The sequence below is a fragment of the Vibrio sp. B1FIG11 genome (genome assembly GCF_905175335.1).
In the GTDB taxonomy this organism is placed as follows: Bacteria; Pseudomonadota; Gammaproteobacteria; order Enterobacterales; family Vibrionaceae; genus Vibrio; species Vibrio campbellii.
The window spans coordinates 1,370,348-1,388,898 of sequence record NZ_HG992751.1 but is presented as its reverse complement, the minus strand read 5'-3'; the positions used below and the strand labels follow the sequence as shown (position 1 = coordinate 1,388,898).

Sequence of the window (18,551 nt, the reverse complement as noted above, 5' to 3'; positions counted from 1 at the left end):
CACTCTACTCCTCGCATATTCACGTTGAGTATCTACCGCTCCGTATAGCGGGTCACAAGTTTACGTTTCCAACGAAACCCAAAGAAGTTTGTGATGACTGAAGTGCCCTAGAGCATCCCCTTCCAGCCGGGAGGCTGCAAAATATAGCCATGGGATCAGGCACCGTGAAAGAGTGAAAAAACAGTGGCAAGTTGCAAAGAAAGATAAAGAAAAGACAACGAGAAATTTTCAATGAAAAGAATGTTAATCAACGCAACTCAAAAAGAAGAGTTGCGTGTCGCTCTGGTTGATGGCCAGCGACTTTTCGATCTTGATATCGAGAGTCCAGGTCATGAATCTAAAAAAGCGAATATCTACAAAGGACGTATCACACGTATCGAACCAAGCTTAGAAGCCGCATTTGTTGACTACGGTGCTGAGCGTCACGGTTTCCTTCCTCTTAAAGAAATTGCCCGCGAATACTTCCCTGAAGGTTACACTTACCAAGGCCGTCCTAGCATTAAAGAAGTGCTAACAGAAGGCCAAGAAGTGATCGTGCAAGTGGAAAAAGAAGAACGTGGTAGCAAGGGCGCAGCTCTAACTACTTTCATCTCTCTTGCGGGTAGCTACCTTGTTCTTATGCCTAATAATCCTCGTGCCGGCGGTATTTCTCGTCGTATCGAAGGTGATGAGCGTACACAACTTAAAGCTGCACTAAGCACTCTGGAACTGCCTCAAGGCATGGGCCTGATTGTTCGTACTGCTGGCGTTGGCAAGAGCGCAGAAGAACTAGAGTGGGATTTGAACGTACTACTTAACCACTGGAGCGCGATTAAGGGCGCGGCAGATTCTAACCCTGCCCCATTCCTAATCCACCAGGAAAGTAACGTAATCGTTCGTGCAATCCGTGACTACCTACGTCGTGATATCGGTGAAATCCTAATCGACAGCAACACCATTTATGAGCGTGCTAAAGAGCACATCAAATTGGTTCGTCCTGATTTCATCAGCCGCGTTAAAAAATACGATGGCGAAGTACCACTGTTCAGCCACTACCAAATCGAAAGCCAAATTGAATCGGCTTTCCAACGTGAAGTGCGCTTACCATCTGGTGGTTCTATCGTAATCGACCCAACAGAAGCACTGACTTCTATCGATATCAACTCTGCTCGCGCAACGAAAGGCGGCGATATCGAAGAAACAGCACTTAATACCAACCTAGAAGCAGCAGACGAAATCGCTCGTCAATTGCGTCTACGTGACCTTGGTGGTCTGGTTGTTATCGACTTCATCGATATGACGCCAGTACGCCACCAGCGTGAAGTAGAAAACCGTCTACGTGAAGCCGTTCGTCTAGATCGCGCTCGCGTTCAAATCGGTCGCATTTCTCGCTTCGGTCTCTTGGAAATGTCTCGTCAACGTTTGAGCCCTTCTCTAGCGGAAGCAAGCCACCATATTTGTCCTCGTTGTACGGGTACAGGTGTGGTTCGTGACAACGAGTCTCTAGCACTTTCTGTTCTTCGTCTTATTGAAGAAGAAGCGCTTAAGGACAACACAGCACAAGTACTTGCTGTGGTACCTGTGCCAATCGCGTCTTACCTTCTAAACGAAAAACGTCGCTCTGTGAACCACATTGAACGCACTCAAGAAGTGAAGATCACTGTTGTTCCTAACTCAGACATGGAAACGCCTCACTTTGAAGTTATCCGTGTTCGTGAGGGTGAAGAGTTCGACCTGCTTTCTTACCTACTTCCTAAGAAACTGGAAGCGATGAAAGAAGCAGAAGGCAAAGAACCTGCAGAAGTTGATATTAAGCCTAAGCGCATCGAAGAGCCTGTACTGAAAGGTTTCGCAGCGCCAACGCAAACAGCACCAGCTCCTGCTGCAACGTCTAAACCTGCACCAGCTGCGAAGAAGAAAGAAGCAGCGCCACAGGAAGAAAAACCAGGTCTCATCAGCCGTCTGTTTAAAGCGCTTGGCAGTTTCCTATTCGGTGGTTCTGAAGAAGTAAAAGAAGAGCCTAAGAAAGAAGAGAAGAAGCCAAACCGCGATAACAAGCGTAACAAACGTGACCGCAACGATCGTCGTCGCAACAACAACCAACGCGATAACCGCGAAGGTCGTGACAACCGCGATAACAAACGTCGCCGTAAGCCACGTGAAGAGCAAGCGACTGAGCAAAACGAAACGCAACAGCAGCCTAATAAGCAGCAAAACCGCAACCAGAAACGTAAGCCTAGAGCTCAACAAGCTGAAAAAGCACAAGAGCCAAAAGCAAATGCGAAGGTAGCAGAAAAAGGTCTGCAACTTGCCGCTGAAGCACGCACTGGTACAGAAGCGAAGCCGGAAGAAAGCAAAGCGAAGTCAAACGCGAAAGCAGAGAAAGTGAAAGAGCGCCGTCAGCGTCGCAAACTGAACAAATCTGTACGTGTTAAAGATCAGCAAGCGGCAGAGAAAGCTGAACAGGAAGTACCTGTACAAGCAGTCGTTGAAGCGGTTGAAGCACCTGTTGAAAAGCCAGTTGAGGCAGCAGCAGAAGCACAACAAGACAACAAAGCAGAATCTAAACAGCGTCGTAACCGTCGTTCACCACGTCACCTACGTGCAAGTGGCCAACGTCGTCGTCGCGGTCGCGATCGTCGCCCTAACCCATTCCGCCTACGCAAAGGTGGTGTAGCCTCTCCTGAGATGGCAATGGGTAAAGTAATGCCACGCTACATTCCAAAACCAGCGCCTAAGAAGGAAGAGCGAGTGAAGGAAGAAGCAGCGGTTGTTGCAACAGCAGTACCTGCAATCCAAGGTGGTTTTGCTTGTCCTGAAATGGCGATGGGTAAAGTGATCATTCGCCGTGAGCAACCTGCAGTCGTTGAAGCGCCAGTAGTTGAACCAAAAGTTCAACAACCTGTAGAAACGAAAGTAGAAGCTCCAGTTGTAGAAACACCGGTTGCAGCAGCACCAGTAGTTGAAGCAGCAGTTGTAGAGCAAGCTGAAACTGTAGCAGCAGAAGCGACACCAGTTGAGCCAATCGTAGAAGCACCTGTAGTTGAAACAACTGAAACTGCAGTAGCAGAAGCGGCGCCAACTCAAGAGCCGGTAGTCGAAGTAGTAGCAGAAACTGTAGAACAAGTTACAGCGGAAGCGAAAGTAGAAACACCAGAGCCTAAAGCAGAAGTTATCAAGGTAGCGACCAAGCCACGTGCTAGCGCACCGATGACAAAAGCGCCGGGTCCTCAAGAGCTTCGCGAAATCACTGTTACAGCAGCACCGTTTAAAGCTGAACGCTACGCACCAAAAGGCGCAGGTAGCCAAGTAGCAACAAACCGTGCGTCTGCAGGTATGACAAAGCCAAACTTTAGCTAAGTTGTAATTTGTCTTTACACAAAGCGAAAAGCTAATGAAAAGGCTGCCGATTGGCAGCCTTTTTTGTTATTTAGCCCGTTGGCTTTCATTGTTCATATTAATATCAACTACCGATCACATTTGTGCGTCAATATCCCCTTCTTTGTTGAACTTAATCACACTTTTCGGTAGCATTCGCCGACTCAAGTTTTCGACACCATTCTGATGCTGCTCTTTTTTTACTACGGTTTGTACTGTTAGAAGCGACTTCGCTTCCCCATCAGTACTTGTGCAATACGAATATGTGTCGGGAGAAATTCATCGCCAAGAGAACCCAATTTAAAACATGTTCGAATTTCCTCAATTTTCTAAGCACTCCGTAAAAAACGATGTGCTATCAGGTCTTACGGTTGCGCTAGCACTGGTTCCTGAAGCTGTAGCATTTGCATTCGTTGCTGGTGTAGACCCTATGGTTGGTTTGTACGCAGCCTTTATCGTCGGCCTTATCACCTCTATTTTCGGTGGTCGCCCAGGTATGATTTCTGGTGCAACCGGCGCTATGGCGGTAGTTATGGTATCGCTAGTGGCGACTCACGGCGTTCAATATCTGTTTGCCGCAATTATGCTCGCGGGTATTCTTCAGATCGCAGCAGGCCTATTCAAGCTGGGTAAATTCATTCGAATTGTTCCACACCCAGTAATGATTGGTTTTGTAAACGGTCTAGCTATCGTTATCTTCCTTGCGCAGCTAGGTCAGTTTAAAGCGCCTGACATCAACGGCATGCTGACTTGGCTACCACAAGACCAAATGCTGCTAATGCTAGGTCTCGTTGCGCTAACAATGGCGATCATTCACTTCCTACCAAAGATCACAACCGCGGTACCGTCTTCTCTAGTAGCAATCGTGACGGTGACGGCTCTTGTTGTGGGTTTGGATCTAGAAACGCGCACAGTTGTTGACTTCCTACGTACTATGTCTGGTGACGAAGCAGCGACTTTGGCGGGCTCTCTTCCGACCTTCTCTATTCCAGCTGTACCTTTCACTCTTGAAACACTGCAGATCATCTTGCCTTACGCAATCATTCTTGCTGCTATCGGCCTGATTGAGTCTCTACTGACGCTGACGGTACTAGATGAAATGACCAATACTCGTGGTCAATCAAACCGTGAATGTATCGGCCAAGGCATGGCGAACATGACATGCTCAGTGTTCGGTGCAATGGGTGGTTGTGCGATGATTGGTCAGTCAATGATCAACGTAAACTCCGGCGGTCGTGGTCGCTTATCAGGCATCGTTGCGGCTATTGCCCTACTGATGTTTATCCTGTTTGCTTCTTCATTGATTGAAATGATTCCACTGGCTGCGCTAGTTGGTGTTATGTTCATGGTGGTAATCGGTACATTCGAATGGGCAACGTTCAAACTTGCGCGTCGTGTACCTAAGCAAGATTTCTTCGTTATCGTTCTAGTAACAGTAGTGACTGTACTGACTGACCTAGCGGTTGCAGTTGCCGTTGGCGTGATTGCATCTGCGCTAATGTTTGCATGGCAGCATGCTAAACATATCTACGCAGACACGCGTCTAAACGAAGAAGGTTCAAAAGAGTACAAGATCCACGGCCCTATCTTCTTTGGTTCTGCTGCAAACTTCCTTGAGTTGTTTAATGCTCAAGACGATCCAAAAGACATCATTGTCGATTTTGCAGACTCTCGCGTAACAGACCATTCAGCTATTGAGGCAATTGAGACTCTGGCTGAGCGCTACGCTGTACTAGGTAAAACACTTCACCTACGTCACCTGAGCCCTGACTGCCGCAAGCTTCTAGATAAAGCGGGCAGCTTGGTTGAAATCAACGTGAAAGAAGACCCAAGCTACAAGGTTGCAACCGACGTACTTGCAGGTTAATGAAAACGAAAAAGGGATGAGCATGACTCATCCCTTTTGCTATCTGTCGCTTGTCACTACTTAGAGCTTTTTCAAAATCACTTCCGACGCATCTTCAATCAAATCCAGTACCAATTCAAAACCCGCATCTCCGCCATAGTATGGGTCCGGAATCTCGTCATAGTCTGAATCACCATGACTTAAGAATAACGACACTTTGTGGCGATGCTCTGTCGGACAAATATCCAATAGATCGGCAAGATTCGCTTTGTCGGCCGCTAACACCATATCAAATTCATCAAAGTCCCCTACCGTTACCTTACGAGAACGCATTCCTTTAAACGAATAGCCTCGCTGCTTTCCTGCTTGCATGGAGCGTGCATCGGGAGGATTTCCGGCGTGGTAACCTATAGTCCCTGCGGAGTCCACTTCCACTGAAATGCCCAGTTCTTTAGCTTTCGCTCTTAATACTGCTTCACCTGTTGGCGAACGACAAATGTTTCCCATACAAACAACGAGTAGTTTCTTCATTTTATTCCCTGAATTATCGATGGTTTTTCTTCACCAACTGTTGGTCTATCATAACGAGATAATTCGATGAACCCAAGTAACCACGGGCAAAGCACACAACGGAATTGAGGAAGTATTATGTCTATCGAAGAAAACAAAGAAGCACGCCATAAGGCTCGCCAACAGAAAGTAAAAGAGCAGGTAGACGCTAAAATCGCCGCTGCCCAAGAAGAAAAAGGCCTACTACTTATCATCACTGGTAATGGTAAAGGTAAATCGACATCCGGTTTTGGCACCATAGCGCGTGCCGTTGGCCATGGATTGAAATGTTCCGTCGCTCAGTTTATCAAAGGTACATGGGATAATGGCGAGCGTAACCTACTAGAGAAACTCGGCGTTGAGTTTCAAGTGATGGCTACGGGCTTCACTTGGGAAACGCAAAATAAAACAGCCGATACACAGGCCGCTCAATTGGTGTGGCAAGAGTGTAAGCGCATGCTTAAAGATGAATCTATTGATGTGATTCTGTTTGATGAGCTGACGTACATGGTGAGTTATGGCTATATCGACTTAGACGAAGTGGTCGAAGCGCTGAACAACCGCCCGAAGATGCAATCTGTCGTAATTACTGGTCGCGGTGCACACCGCACCTTAATTGAGATGGCAGATACCGTTTCCGAAGTGAAGAACGTTAAGCACGCTTTCGAATCCGGCGTAAAAGCCCTAAAAGGTGTCGATTGGTAATGGTTTAAAGATTTCTCCGAGCGAATAAAGCTCCAAAGAATTCGAATAATGCACAAACTAAAAAAGGGTTGGCTCAGGCCAACCCTTTTGCTTTAACGATATATAGCTAGGAAGCTTGGTTCGTTATTTAAATAAGTTCTTCAACAAACCATCTACGGCTTCTTTGGTTTTCTCGTCTTTGATCTTATCCGTTAGCTTGTCTACACCACGGTCAATTTCTTTCTGTGCTTTTTGCTTCAATACGTCATCGAAAACCAGCTTGAATTTAGGATCAGCCCACTTACCAGAAACGTTGATAGGAATAGTGATGTCCTTCAGTTCATCAATGTTCTTACCACCCTGGCCTTCTAACGAGCCCACAATCGAAGTGCTAATAGTGAAGTCGACCGTTTCGTTTAAGTAGTTCGCTTTACCCTTACCACGAACACGAAGAAGTGGAGACTGCGCTTTCATGTTATCGGTAGAAACCACACCTTTGTTCAGCTTCAACGTCGCCGTCATGGCACTAAAGTCTGTTTTCTTAACTTCATCCGTGCCTTCTAGGCTTTGACCTTTGAATCGTGCGTAGTTTTCTCGAATCAGTTGAGCAACGTTGATGCCATTCACAGCACCATCGGCAAAATTGATCACGATAGTGCCGGCCAGGTTCTTCTTGATGCCGGTTGGCGTTAGACTCTTACCACTAACGTTCACATCAATGTTACCAGTACCTTCCAACATGTCGTTGTTTGCCACATCGATTAACAATGGTTGAATATGGACACCTTTAATTGATTTCTTCGCTGAGTAAGTTGCTGGTGATTTACGTGCATCTAGCTTAGCGGTTGCAGTAATCGTACCTTGGTACAACTTAGAACTGAATGAAGTCAGATCGAACACACCGCGATTGACAGAGAAGCTTGCTTTTACCGCTTCCATCTTCGCATTAGCGGCTTTGAACTTATCAATCGTAATATCGCCCTTCACATCAAGCGTTTTTAGTGCAGACAGGTCTGGTTCAACTTCAGGAGCAGCAGGAGCACTGTTGCCGCCTGATGCTGGTTGATCACCCGCTTGAGCTTGCTTATTCAAGCCAAGGAATTCATCCAAGTCGATGTTAGGACTGTGCACAGCAAAGCGTACTTTCGGAATCTCACCCAAAGTCACGTCCGCTTTACCATCCAATGCAATTGCGTTTGCTGTTAGCTTTTCCAATACGAAGCTCAAGTGATTCTTAGTAAGATCGAAAGAGAGATCTGAAGCCATATCAACTTTCATTGGTGATTGTGGAAGCGCATCTCCTTCAAACGTTGAGTTCAACGTCAACTTGTTCAACTGCACTTTGCTGATAGCTTTATCGACGTTTAGCTCACCGCCACCTTGCATATCAAGCTTCATGCCACCGGCTTCGCCTTTCAATGCGTAGCTTAGGTTGTTTGCTTTATCGAATTCGAACGTCTCTAAACCGATGGTCGCAGATTCAATTTTGTTGGCAGGATCGCGGTAAGTTGCATCAAAGTTGATGTTTTTCAGAGCGTAGCTAGTCAAACCTTTCGCCAGTTTGAAATCCGCTTTACCTTGCGCTGTAAACGTCTGATCATTCATTTCACCTTTCACGCCAAAATCTGCCGTTGTCCAGCTATCAAAGGCAAACTGAGAAAGGTTTAAAGAAATATCCGACAGCTTAGTGTAGCTACCCGCTTGCTTGTCTTGGATTTCAACATAGCCATTAGAGATGGTGACGCCAGCTAGATTGATCGTCCAATCAGAAGCCGCACTCTGAGAGTCTGCCGCTTGCTCTGGCGTTGCTTCCGTGGTTTTTTCTGCTTGCTGGGTTTGTGCTTTGGTTAGCGCATCAATGTTCTTGGTACCATCTTTCAGCGTTTCAAGGTAGAACTCAGCACCATCAAGAGTGACATTCCCAATTTCCAGTTGTTTGCTGAACAAAGGAGTAACAGACACATCCACGCCGACCGTTTCAACTTTAAACAGGTTAGGTTGGCTGAAGCCTTGTGGATTTCTTAATTCAGTGCGGCCTAGCTCGAAGCCAATTGATGGGAAAAACTGCCAGCTAATGTCCCCGTCAATAACGAGTTCTAAGCCGGTTTGCTTTTGAGCTTGTTCCACTATCAGAGGTTTAAATTGGTTTGGATTAACAAAAATCACTAACCCTAAAATAACAGCCAAAATCGCCACAATTGGGATGGCAATGATTAAGAGCAGTTTTTTCATTCGCTTTTTCCTTGCTCGAGTGTTTTTACAATTATAAGCACAGACTTGATTAATCGCCGACAGTTCCACAAAAGCGTGAAAAACGTCCGATTTCCTATTGCAACTGATTAATTTAAAAACAAAAAAAGAAGTGGCACCTAAGGTGCCACTTCTTCATACAAAAATAAAGCGATATAGCCGTCTAAAGGCTTAAGCTTTCAGAAGTTTTGCAATGTGCGCTTTAAGAACGTCAATTGCGATACGGTTTTTACCACCGCGAGGTACGATGATGTCCGCGTATTGCTTAGAAGGTTCGATAAATTGCATGAACATCGGACGAACTGTCTGTTGGTATTGCTTAAGAACAGATTCCATTGTACGACCACGCTCTTCAACGTCACGTTTAACGCGACGAAGTAGACAGATATCCAGAGGCGTATCCATAAATACAGTTGCGTGCATTAGGTCACGTAGACGTGGATCAGTAAGAAGCAAGATACCTTCAAGAATGATGACCTTTTTAGGTGTCATTGGAGTCGTGTTGCTTGTACGAGTGTGCTCTGTGTAGCTGTACTCAGGAACTTCTACAGCTTCGCCACGTACCAATTTCTCTAGGTGTTCGCAGAGTAGGTCGTGGTCCAACGCGCTCGGGTGGTCGTAGTTAGTCTTTACACGCTCTTCCATGCTTAGTTGGCTTTGGTCGTTGTAGTAGCAATCTTCCGTGATGACACCGATTTGATGATCGCCCACTTTCTCGCGAAGCTCATTGTAAATAGTGCTCGCGATCAGACTTTTTCCAGAAGCAGAAGCGCCAGCAATACCTACGATGACGCATTGATTATTATCAGACATTAATTTGCACCCGATGATGATTTTCTAGTCACATAAAGAGATAAACTGCCTGATTATAGGGAGTTCCCCCCTTCGTTACTAGTTGGAATTAGGGTTTCGTTATAAGTTTCTGTCAGCTCAGAGGATCAACCTCCAAGCAAACGTTTATATGTACAATATTCAACCAGCGTTGATATTAAACTCAGTTCACCATGGTAAAACTGATTGCATCTGGTTTTGCTTTGCCTTGCCAATACATTGTACAACACACGCGATCAGCCAGCAGTTTGTAGTAGCCAGCGTGCTCGCTTTCTGGACGTCGTGCCACAGTTGGAATGCCAGCATCAATGTCTTCTCGCATTGAAATATGGAGTGGTATTTGCCCTAACAGCGCCAAACCAAATTCTTGCGACATTTTCTCTGCGCCACCAGTACCGAAAATATGCTCAACCGCTCCACACTGACCACAAATGTGGTAACTCATGTTCTCAACAACGCCTACAACTGGCACATTGACTTTATGGAACATGGCCGCGCCTTTACGCGCATCCGCTAAGGCAAGATCTTGCGGTGTCGTGACAAGCACTGTACCTGTTACTGGGATCTGCTGTGAAAGCGTTAACTGAATGTCACCCGTGCCTGGTGGCATATCAATAACCAGATAATCAAGCTCAGGCCAATCCGTTTCTGTCAGCAGTTGTGATAGCGCTTTGGAGGCCATAGGACCGCGCCAAATAGCCGCTTCCGACTTATCCACCAAGTAACCGATAGAATGAGTATAGATGCCATGAGCAAAAATAGGCTCCATCCATTTCGCATCACGGACTTCAGGCTTCGCGTCTTCTTGCCCCAACATCATAGGAACCGATGGGCCATAGATATCAGCATCTAACAAGCCAACTTTCGCACCCGACTGTGCAATAGCTAAAGCAAGGTTAACCGCTGTTGTCGATTTACCCACGCCTCCCTTTGCCGAGCTGACCGCAATGATGTTTTTCACGCCTTTAACAGCATTGGTAACTTGCGTCTCAAGCGCTTTAACCTTTAGCTCGATTTGGAAATCAAACGCAGGGACGTCGCCTGCTACTTGTTGCTCTTTAATCCAGTCGTTCAGCGCGATTTGAAGTTCGTTGCTCGCGAATGGCAAGGTAATTTGAATACCGCCTTGCGCAGGGATAGAAACCATCCCATTCATATCTGCCCAGTTTTCCACCAACTGTGGATGTTGGAACTGGTTTAGCCAATGACAAAAATCTTGTTTTGAAGTGAACTGATGCATGAGGCCTCCTTTATGCATCTAATCGTAGCACCCAGCGGCGAGATTCAGAACCCCAAAAAAACTAAGGCAATCCATGGTTTGATGCCTTGGCGTCAGGGAGCTCATGGGGTAGTATTACTCTCTATTTTTTATACCTATCAAAAAGCGATTATTAAGTATGGCAAACGATCCAAGAAAACTGCTGGTAACTTGTGCCCTTCCGTACGCTAATGGTTCGATTCACCTAGGTCACATGCTTGAGCACATTCAAGCTGACATCTGGGTTCGCTACCAACGCCTACGTGGCAACACTGTAAACTTCATCTGTGCTGACGATGCTCACGGCACGCCAATCATGCTAAAAGCACAACAGATGGGTATTACGCCAGAAGAGATGATCGCTGCAGTAAGCGAAGAGCATCAAAAAGACTTCGCTGGCTTTGATATTAGCTTTGATAACTACCACAGCACACACTCAGAAGAGAACCGTGAGCTAGCTTCTCACATCTACCTAGAGCTGAAGAAAAACGGTTTTATCTCTAGCCGCACTATCTCTCAGTTGTTCGATCCTGAGAAAGAAATGTTCCTACCGGATCGTTTCGTAAAAGGTACTTGTCCTAAGTGTAAGTCAGAAGACCAATACGGTGACAACTGTGATAACTGTGGTGAGACGTACAGCCCAACTGAGCTGATCGAACCAAAATCAGCAGTTTCTGGCGCAACTCCAGTCATGAAAGACTCTGAGCACTTCTTCTTCGACCTACCTCAGTTCGAAAGCATGCTAAAAGAGTGGACTCGTTCAGGCTCTCTACAATCTGAAACTGCGAACAAAATGCAAGAGTGGTTCGAATCAGGCCTGCAACAGTGGGATATCTCACGTGATGCACCTTACTTCGGCTTCGAGATCCCAGGCGAGAAAAACAAGTTCTTCTACGTATGGCTAGACGCGCCTGTTGGCTACATGGCTTCTTTCAAGAACCTATGTGACAAAACTGAAGGTCTAGACTTCGACGAGTACTGGAAGAAAGACAGCTCGACTGAGCTATACCACTTCATCGGTAAAGACATCGTTTACTTCCACTCGCTATTCTGGCCAGCAATGCTAGAAGGCAGCGGTTTCCGTAAGCCAAACAACGTATTCGTACACGGCTACGTAACGGTAAACGGTGCGAAGATGTCTAAGTCTAAAGGTACGTTTGTTAAAGCAAGCACGTACCTAAACCACCTAGACCCAGAGTGTCTTCGTTACTACTACGCTGCAAAACTAAACAGCCGTATTGACGACCTAGACCTTAACCTTGAAGACTTCACTCAACGTGTTAACGCTGACGTAGTAAACAAGATTGTTAACCTAGCTTCTCGTAACGCTGGCTTCATCTCTAAACGTTTTGAAGGCAAGCTTGCTGAAAACTTTGCAGAGCCTGAGCTATACAACGAATTCGTTGCAGCAGCAGACCGCATCGCAGAGCTTTACGAAACTCGTGAGTTTGGCCGAGCGATCCGTGAAATCACAGCACTAGCAGACAAAGCAAACCAATACGTTGACGAAAAAGCACCTTGGGTTGTTGCAAAAGAAGAAGGTAAAGATCAGGAACTGCAAGAAATCTGTTCTGTAGGTATCAACCTGTTCCGCGTTCTGATGACTTACCTGAAACCAGTGATGCCTGCACTAGCAGCACGTACTGAAGCTTTCCTTAACGAAGAGCTAACTTGGGAAGGCATCGCTGCACCGCTTACTGGTCACGAGATCACTAAGTTTAAAGCGCTGTTTAACCGTATCGATCCTAAGAACATCGAAGCGATGATCGAAGCATCAAAAGAAGACGCTGCAGCCGAAATGGCAGCAAAGGAAAAAGCGGAAGCTGAAAAGAACAAAGCGAGTCAAACTGAGCTAGACAAAGATCCAATCGCTGGCGAGATTGAGTTCGATGCTTTCGCAGCCGTTGATATGCGTATTGCTCGCATCATCTCGTGTGAAGAAGTGCCAAAAGCAAACAAACTGCTTAAGTTCCAACTAGACATCGGTGGCGAAACTCGTCAGGTGTTCTCTGGCATTAAGTCAGCGTACAAACCTGAAGAGCTAGAAGGCAAACTAACCGTAATGGTAGCGAACCTAAAACCTCGTAAGATGAAGTTTGGTATGTCTGAAGGCATGATCCTAGCAGCTGGACCTGGTGGTAGCGATCTATGGATTCTTGAGCCACACGAAGGTGCTCAACCAGGTATGCGTGTAATGTAATTCATTACTCCATGACGTAACTTAGAAATCCTCGCCCAACTCGGCGGGGATTTTTTTCGATTGAATTCACACTTTTGGGGAGAGCCCGCACCAAACTTGTACCAACCATTAATGCCAACCTTTATAAGTTGTTGTTTTAAAACAATTTAACTATTGGCATCAAAACTGCTCTTACTTAGTTGCTAGGTCAAAAGCACTAACAAGGAGTTGGTTATGTTTGTTTTGATTTCTACTCTGATCTCGATTGCTATTCTGGCTGGGATCTATCACTTGGCTGCGAAGCGAGAAAAGCAACATGCTCGTAAGTATCAATTGCTCACCTTATTACGCGATACCATCCATCTATTGCGCCGTCATCGTGCAGTGACCCACTACTCTATCCAACACCAACAAAATCATGAGAAAGAGATAGAGCACATCCATCAGGAACTAGGTTATAAACTGCACCAATTAGTGGAAACCTCTCGCTTTGAGAACAAACCCATGTATCGCGTGCTGCAAATCAAAATTGATAAATTGCTCGAGCAGTGGCAGGACAACACTGTTGCACGCAATCAGATGGAGCATGGCAAGCTGATTCGCCACAGTTTGTACCTAATGGATGAGGTCACCCTTGCTTGGCTCGCCATCGCTCAGAGGGACGAGCTAAATGATGAGTACCACATGAACTGGCAAACTGTCATTGATAGCTTAGAGACGCTGACACAACTGCGTATCAGCATTCAAGACATGGGGGATAAAGGTGCTCCAGAGCGGATGAAGAATTACGCTTCGGTAATGATAAGAAGACTGAACCAGTTGGCTGTGATTAGCCCTTTAAGTATTGCCTCTCCTATGTCAACTCGTTCGATTCAATCTTTAAATGAGTACATTGAGGGCGAGCTCACTTCGCTGAGTGAAGAAGAGCTTTACGATATCACTTCTGACTTGTCTCTCACGATATTTAATACCTACGATCAAATGCTATCGGATATTATCGAAACCCTTTATTTACCTTTACCCAGATTGTCCTTAGCTTAATCGCTAGGGTGAATAAGTATCAAAAAAAAACCGCAGGTTTATACCTGCGGTTTTTGTACTGAAATCGTTGGAATTCAAGGATTAATTAACTGTCATCTTCTGTGAAGTTAGTTGGCAGCTCTTGCTTCATCTCGTTCCAGATTTGTGCACTTTCCATACCGTAGTGACGAATCACGATTGGTAGTTGATCGCGCTGGCCTGTTTCACACGTTTCTAGAAGCTGACGGTAAAAACTCAGAGCCAAATCACGTGATGCTGGGTTTGAGAAGTAGTAGCTGCCTACGCGATCATAAAGCTTTCTTAGACCGTTGAAGATCAATCCGTAAATCTGGTTACCAGAATGGAACGCTAAGCGTTGGAACAACATGTAGTCGTAGAAGTTGAATGTCTTAGCTATCAGGATTTCTTGACGCTTCGCTTCATCTTTTTCGTTGTCTTCTTTTACGCTTTGCAGGATCTTGTCGGCGTATGGAGACGCAGCAATAAAGTCATCCCAAGAAGAGGCACTAACAAGCGCTTCACAAGACTCAATCACGTTCTGGATTGTGCGCTCAGACGCCTCTTTGTTTGCTTTAAACGCATAGCGCATGAAGATTGGACTGATGTTAGTACGTGCCGCAAGCAAATCTTCAACGATGTTTGTTGCGTTATCAACGTCTAGCGTCATTAGCGTGTCCAAGATATGCAGACCAGAGGTCTCCATGAATTGGTTAACTTTGGTTGGTTTACCGTGTTGGATAGTCAACCAACCGTCTCGCGCAAGACGCTGAAGCACTTCACGTAACGTAGTACGAGTAACACCAATAAGTTCAGATAGCTCACGTTCAGCGGGTAAGATTGAGCCAGGTGGAAAACGGCCGTTCCAAATGCTCTCGATAATGTATTTTTCTGCGAAACCCGCAGGGCTCTTAGCCTTAATGACCATTCTGTTTTTATCCAATATTGATTTCTAAGGGTCGATACCACTCATCATACCACTACTTAACGATTTGCGAAAATTAACGATCAATAAATGAAACGAAATCTCAATATAGAGTTAATACTCTACATATATATTCAATTCAAAATGTTAATCACTTTGAATCAAACTCGTAAAATTTATATTTTGGACAAATCCTACTGACCACAAACGTAGGAAAAATAAAGCCTACCTCGTCACATTTTTCTGCTCAAAATATGCAAAATAAATTTATGTTTTACGATTAATATTCTTTCTTAATTGATCTTTTCTCGTAATTGACTTGGTTTTAAATTCCAAGGTGATTTTTTTTAAGCTTTTCATGGTATAGTAACGCCGTTTTGATCGCGTTATTACAAATAAAAAGCAGTTTTAGTCGGCAGCATCACGTTTTGTTATTGACTATAAAATGCCGAAGTGTAGAGTTGCGGTCGAAAGTGAGCGGTGCTTAAGTTCAGGGGAAGTAACTTGGCAAGACTACAGTGAAACAAGGGATTGTTGTTTTTCTAAGTTATTGTTTTAAAAGGCTAAATAATAAGTCTAACAAACAGATACTTAAGCACTATTGTAGTGTCTATTCATAATTTTGTTATAAAGAGAATTATCATGCCGATGTCGCTCGGAAATGCCTTTATCAAGAACTTTCTTGGTAAAGCGCCTGATTGGTACAAAGTTGCCATTATAGCCTTCCTAATTATTAACCCGATTGTTTTCTTCCTAATTGACCCATTTGTTGCAGGTTGGTTGCTAGTAGCAGAATTTATTTTCACGCTAGCAATGGCGCTGAAGTGTTACCCACTTCAACCAGGCGGCTTGCTTGCAATTGAAGCGGTTGCTATCGGGATGACCAGCCCTGCCCAGGTGAAGCATGAGCTGGTTGCGAATATCGAAGTTCTTCTACTATTGGTATTCATGGTTGCGGGTATCTACTTTATGAAACAGCTTCTGCTGTTCATTTTTACGAAGATCCTGCTTGGTATCCGTTCTAAAACATTACTTTCACTCGCATTCTGTTTCGCAGCAGCGTTTTTGTCAGCATTTCTCGATGCACTGACCGTTATCGCCGTTGTAATCAGCGTTGCAGTGGGTTTCTACTCGATTTACCACAAAGTCGCTTCTGGTAACCCTATCGGTGACCATGACCATACTCAAGATGACACCATCACTGAGCTTACGCGTGACGACCTTGAGAACTACCGTGCATTCCTACGTTCATTGCTAATGCATGCTGGTGTGGGTACTGCGCTTGGTGGTGTAACAACAATGGTTGGTGAACCACAAAACTTGATCATTGCAGACCAAGCGGGTTGGTTCTTTGGTGAATTCCTGATCCGAATGGCGCCAGTGACTCTTCCTGTTTTCTTCTGCGGCTTGATCACTTGTGCAGTAGTAGAGAAACTAAAGATTTGTGGTTACGGTGCGCAGCTGCCTGATAACGTTCGTCAAATCCTTGTTGATTTCGACCGCGAAGAGCGTAAAACCCGTACTAACCAAGACGTAGCTAAGCTTTGGATTCAAGGTCTAATCGCAGTTTGGTTAATTGCAGCACTTGCTCTGCACTTAGCGGCCGTAGGTCTGATTGGTCTTTCAGTTATTATCCTTGCAACCTCATTCACTGGTGTGATTGAAGAACATTCAATGGGTAAAGCGTTTGAAGAAGCCCTGCCGTTTACAGCACTTCTTGCCGTGTTCTTTGCAGTCGTTGCTGTAATCATTGACCAAGAGCTATTTAAGCCGGTTATCGACGCTGTACTTGCAGTTGAAGACAAAGGCACACAGCTGGCGTTGTTCTATGTCGCCAACGGTCTACTTTCAATGGTCTCAGATAACGTTTTCGTAGGTACGGTCTACATTAACGAAGTAAAAGCGGCACTGATTGATGGCCAAATTACTCGTGAACAGTTCGACCTACTAGCAGTAGCAATTAACACAGGTACTAACCTACCTTCAGTTGCAACGCCAAACGGCCAAGCTGCGTTCCTATTCCTGCTAACATCCGCACTGGCACCATTGATTCGTCTATCCTACGGTCGCATGGTGATCATGGCACTGCCATACACTATCGTACTGGCGCTTGTTGGCTTGATGGGCATCATGTTCTTCCTAGAACCAGCAACCGCATTCTTCTACGATGCAGGCTGGATTTCGCCAAGCAGTGGTGATCTGGCTCCTGTTGTGTCGGGTGGACACTAAAAATTTGAGTTGATTAGGAAACTTATCCAAGTTAAAAAGCTCTGAGTATTCAGAGCTTTTTTATATTTCAGACAGGATTGTAACCGTGAGTATTTTTGCATCACTTAATCAGTTTTCGAAAGGACGCTTATCTTGGCTCCTTCTCCTTTTAGCGATTATCTTTTTTGAAGCCTGTGCCCTATTCTTCCAACACGTTATGATGCTAGCACCTTGTGTTATGTGCATTTACGAACGTGTGGCAATGATGGGAATTGGTTTTGCCGCGATGATTGGCCTTATCGCACCAAACAACCCTCTCGTTCGCTGGATTGCATTAACAGCATGGGGCGCAAGTGCTTACAAAGGTTTGATGCTCGCGATGCAGCATGTGGACTATCAATTCAATCCATCACCATTTGCAACATGTGACCTATTCGTGACGTTTCCAAGTTGGGCACCATTAAACCAGTGGGTTCCATGGATGTTTGAAGCATACGGTGACTGCGCGAAGATTGTGTGGCAGTTCCTTGGTCTTTCTATGCCTCAATGGCTTGTCGTCATTTTTGCGGGTAACTTAGTCGCTCTTGCATTCATTGTGATTGCGCAATTTGTTCGTGGTAAGCGCAAGAATCCAATCCAGTAACGTTTTTCCGACTTCTAAGTACTGAAAACGAATACAAAAAAGCCGACCATGAGGTCGGCTTTTCTTTGCAATTCGATTACTTACCGCAACATTGCTTAAACTTCTTACCGCTTTCGCATGGGCAAGGGTCATTACGCCCAACACCTTTGAAAGGGTTCAAACTCTTCGACTTTTTGCCGACCATCAATTCGTCTGCACCAAGTGCAACTTCGTTGATCATCAGGTCAAACTGCTCGATGAAGTCCACAAGCGCTGGCGGCGTTTCAATACCCACATCACGCATCTGTTGCTGAGTTTGCTCTTCATCAATCGCCAGCATCATCGTCGTCAAAAGTGCTTGCAGCATTCGCTCAAGGCCATCGTTCAATGCGACATCATGCCACTGCTCTTCAATCATCGGCCAGACAGACATAAAGCCTTCAGCAAAATCCGCTAACTGCTCTGGGCTGGCTTCTGTCAACGCAAGAATAGAGTATTCGTTACGCAGAATGTAGTTGTGCTGCTTGTGAATCTGCTCTTCAACCATTGGCTGAATCGCTTGAAAGCCCTCACCTAGAAGTGGCTCTAGCCATGTTTCCGGTGCTAACGGTTTCGTGGTCAGGTTCGCAGCTAGGACCGCCCCTTCCATAAACAGCGAAGATTCTTCGAGTTGAACTTCACCTTTCTCAATTAATGTGTATTGCATGTCATCTGGTTTCCCATGAATTTGGCGGCATTATACCCCACAGCTAATAAGATGCTAGTTGATGTCACTCGATGCTGATGAGTCTTTTAATGACAAAC

At 45.4% G+C, this 18,551-nt stretch carries 13 protein-coding genes; 7 read left to right on the top strand and 6 right to left on the bottom strand.

Features of this window, described 5'->3' with window-relative positions; genetic code table 11:
- Positions 1–231 precede the first annotated feature (231 nt).
- Positions 232–3,339 (top strand): ribonuclease E, encoded by a 3,108-nt coding sequence (rne, locus tag KHO06_RS06295; protein ID WP_050912763.1) that lies wholly within the window; start codon positions 232–234, stop codon positions 3,337–3,339.
- A gap of 325 nt (positions 3,340–3,664) precedes the next feature.
- On the top strand, positions 3,665–5,224 hold the full coding sequence (locus KHO06_RS06290) for a SulP family inorganic anion transporter (protein WP_010645684.1): 1,560 nt from the start codon (positions 3,665–3,667) through the stop codon (positions 5,222–5,224).
- Between the two features lie 60 nt (positions 5,225–5,284).
- Here KHO06_RS06290 and KHO06_RS06285 read toward each other — a convergent pair whose 3' ends face one another.
- Positions 5,285–5,734: a low molecular weight protein-tyrosine-phosphatase gene (locus tag KHO06_RS06285; protein ID WP_010645685.1), complete on the bottom strand. Its 450-nt coding sequence runs from the start codon at positions 5,732–5,734 to the stop codon at positions 5,285–5,287.
- A gap of 117 nt (positions 5,735–5,851) precedes the next feature.
- Here KHO06_RS06285 and cobO point away from each other — a divergent pair, with 117 nt between their 5' ends.
- The gene (cobO, locus tag KHO06_RS06280; RefSeq protein ID WP_010645686.1) at positions 5,852–6,457 is read left to right on the top strand and encodes a cob(I)yrinic acid a,c-diamide adenosyltransferase; all 606 of its coding nucleotides are present in this window, start codon (positions 5,852–5,854) and stop codon (positions 6,455–6,457) included.
- A gap of 123 nt (positions 6,458–6,580) precedes the next feature.
- On the opposite strand, the gene KHO06_RS06275 is transcribed toward cobO, so the two are convergent.
- The 3 genes from KHO06_RS06275 to apbC form a co-directional block, all read right to left on the bottom strand.
- Positions 6,581–8,668 carry an AsmA family protein gene (locus tag KHO06_RS06275; protein ID WP_212582252.1) on the bottom strand — a complete coding sequence of 696 codons (2,088 nt, stop codon included), beginning with the start codon at positions 8,666–8,668 and terminating at the stop codon, positions 6,581–6,583.
- A 189-nt stretch (positions 8,669–8,857) separates the two neighbouring features.
- Complete coding sequence (gene udk / locus KHO06_RS06270; protein ID WP_005433235.1) at positions 8,858–9,499, bottom strand: uridine kinase; 642 nt, start codon at positions 9,497–9,499, stop codon at positions 8,858–8,860.
- 181 nt (positions 9,500–9,680) lie between these two features.
- Complete coding sequence (apbC, locus tag KHO06_RS06265; protein ID WP_212582251.1) at positions 9,681–10,757, bottom strand: iron-sulfur cluster carrier protein ApbC; 1,077 nt, start codon at positions 10,755–10,757, stop codon at positions 9,681–9,683.
- 157 nt (positions 10,758–10,914) lie between these two features.
- Here apbC and metG point away from each other — a divergent pair, with 157 nt between their 5' ends.
- Positions 10,915–12,975 (top strand): methionine--tRNA ligase, encoded by a 2,061-nt coding sequence (metG, locus tag KHO06_RS06260; protein ID WP_212582250.1) that lies wholly within the window; start codon positions 10,915–10,917, stop codon positions 12,973–12,975.
- 213 nt (positions 12,976–13,188) lie between these two features.
- Positions 13,189–13,995 (top strand): hypothetical protein, encoded by an 807-nt coding sequence (locus KHO06_RS06255; RefSeq protein ID WP_212582249.1) that lies wholly within the window; start codon positions 13,189–13,191, stop codon positions 13,993–13,995.
- Positions 13,996–14,080: 85 nt separating this feature from the next.
- On the opposite strand, the gene fadR is transcribed toward KHO06_RS06255, so the two are convergent.
- Complete coding sequence (gene fadR / locus KHO06_RS06250; protein ID WP_005433233.1) at positions 14,081–14,920, bottom strand: fatty acid metabolism transcriptional regulator FadR; 840 nt, start codon at positions 14,918–14,920, stop codon at positions 14,081–14,083.
- A 639-nt stretch (positions 14,921–15,559) separates the two neighbouring features.
- On the opposite strand from fadR, the gene nhaB reads away from it, so the two are divergent.
- Both nhaB and dsbB read left to right on the top strand, forming a co-directional pair.
- Entirely contained in the window at positions 15,560–17,146 is a 1,587-nt protein-coding gene (gene nhaB / locus KHO06_RS06245) for a Na(+)/H(+) antiporter NhaB (RefSeq protein ID WP_038889866.1), read from the top strand.
- 85 nt (positions 17,147–17,231) lie between these two features.
- Positions 17,232–17,768 carry a disulfide bond formation protein DsbB gene (gene dsbB / locus KHO06_RS06240; RefSeq protein ID WP_045372827.1) on the top strand — a complete coding sequence of 179 codons (537 nt, stop codon included), beginning with the start codon at positions 17,232–17,234 and terminating at the stop codon, positions 17,766–17,768.
- A gap of 76 nt (positions 17,769–17,844) precedes the next feature.
- Here the strand turns inward: dsbB and KHO06_RS06235 are convergent, their stop codons facing one another.
- Positions 17,845–18,453, bottom strand: coding sequence for an SEC-C metal-binding domain-containing protein (locus KHO06_RS06235; protein ID WP_038889864.1), 609 nt, complete (start codon positions 18,451–18,453; stop codon positions 17,845–17,847).
- Between the last annotated feature and the right edge of the window lie 98 nt (positions 18,454–18,551).

Bases quoted from the DNA above. Each gene is read 5' to 3' on its own strand.
- rne (WP_050912763.1), top strand. From the start codon at position 232: ATGAAAAGAATGTTAATCAACGCAACTCAAAAAGAAGAGTTGCGTGTC.
- KHO06_RS06290 (WP_010645684.1), top strand. From the start codon at position 3,665: ATGTTCGAATTTCCTCAATTTTCTAAGCACTCCGTAAAAAACGATGTG.
- KHO06_RS06285 (WP_010645685.1), bottom strand. From the start codon at position 5,734: ATGAAGAAACTACTCGTTGTTTGTATGGGAAACATTTGTCGTTCGCCA.
- cobO (WP_010645686.1), top strand. From the start codon at position 5,852: ATGTCTATCGAAGAAAACAAAGAAGCACGCCATAAGGCTCGCCAACAG.
- KHO06_RS06275 (WP_212582252.1), bottom strand. From the start codon at position 8,668: ATGAAAAAACTGCTCTTAATCATTGCCATCCCAATTGTGGCGATTTTG.
- udk (WP_005433235.1), bottom strand. From the start codon at position 9,499: ATGTCTGATAATAATCAATGCGTCATCGTAGGTATTGCTGGCGCTTCT.
- apbC (WP_212582251.1), bottom strand. From the start codon at position 10,757: ATGCATCAGTTCACTTCAAAACAAGATTTTTGTCATTGGCTAAACCAG.
- metG (WP_212582250.1), top strand. From the start codon at position 10,915: ATGGCAAACGATCCAAGAAAACTGCTGGTAACTTGTGCCCTTCCGTAC.
- KHO06_RS06255 (WP_212582249.1), top strand. From the start codon at position 13,189: ATGTTTGTTTTGATTTCTACTCTGATCTCGATTGCTATTCTGGCTGGG.
- fadR (WP_005433233.1), bottom strand. From the start codon at position 14,920: ATGGTCATTAAGGCTAAGAGCCCTGCGGGTTTCGCAGAAAAATACATT.
- nhaB (WP_038889866.1), top strand. From the start codon at position 15,560: ATGCCGATGTCGCTCGGAAATGCCTTTATCAAGAACTTTCTTGGTAAA.
- KHO06_RS06235 (WP_038889864.1), bottom strand. From the start codon at position 18,453: ATGCAATACACATTAATTGAGAAAGGTGAAGTTCAACTCGAAGAATCT.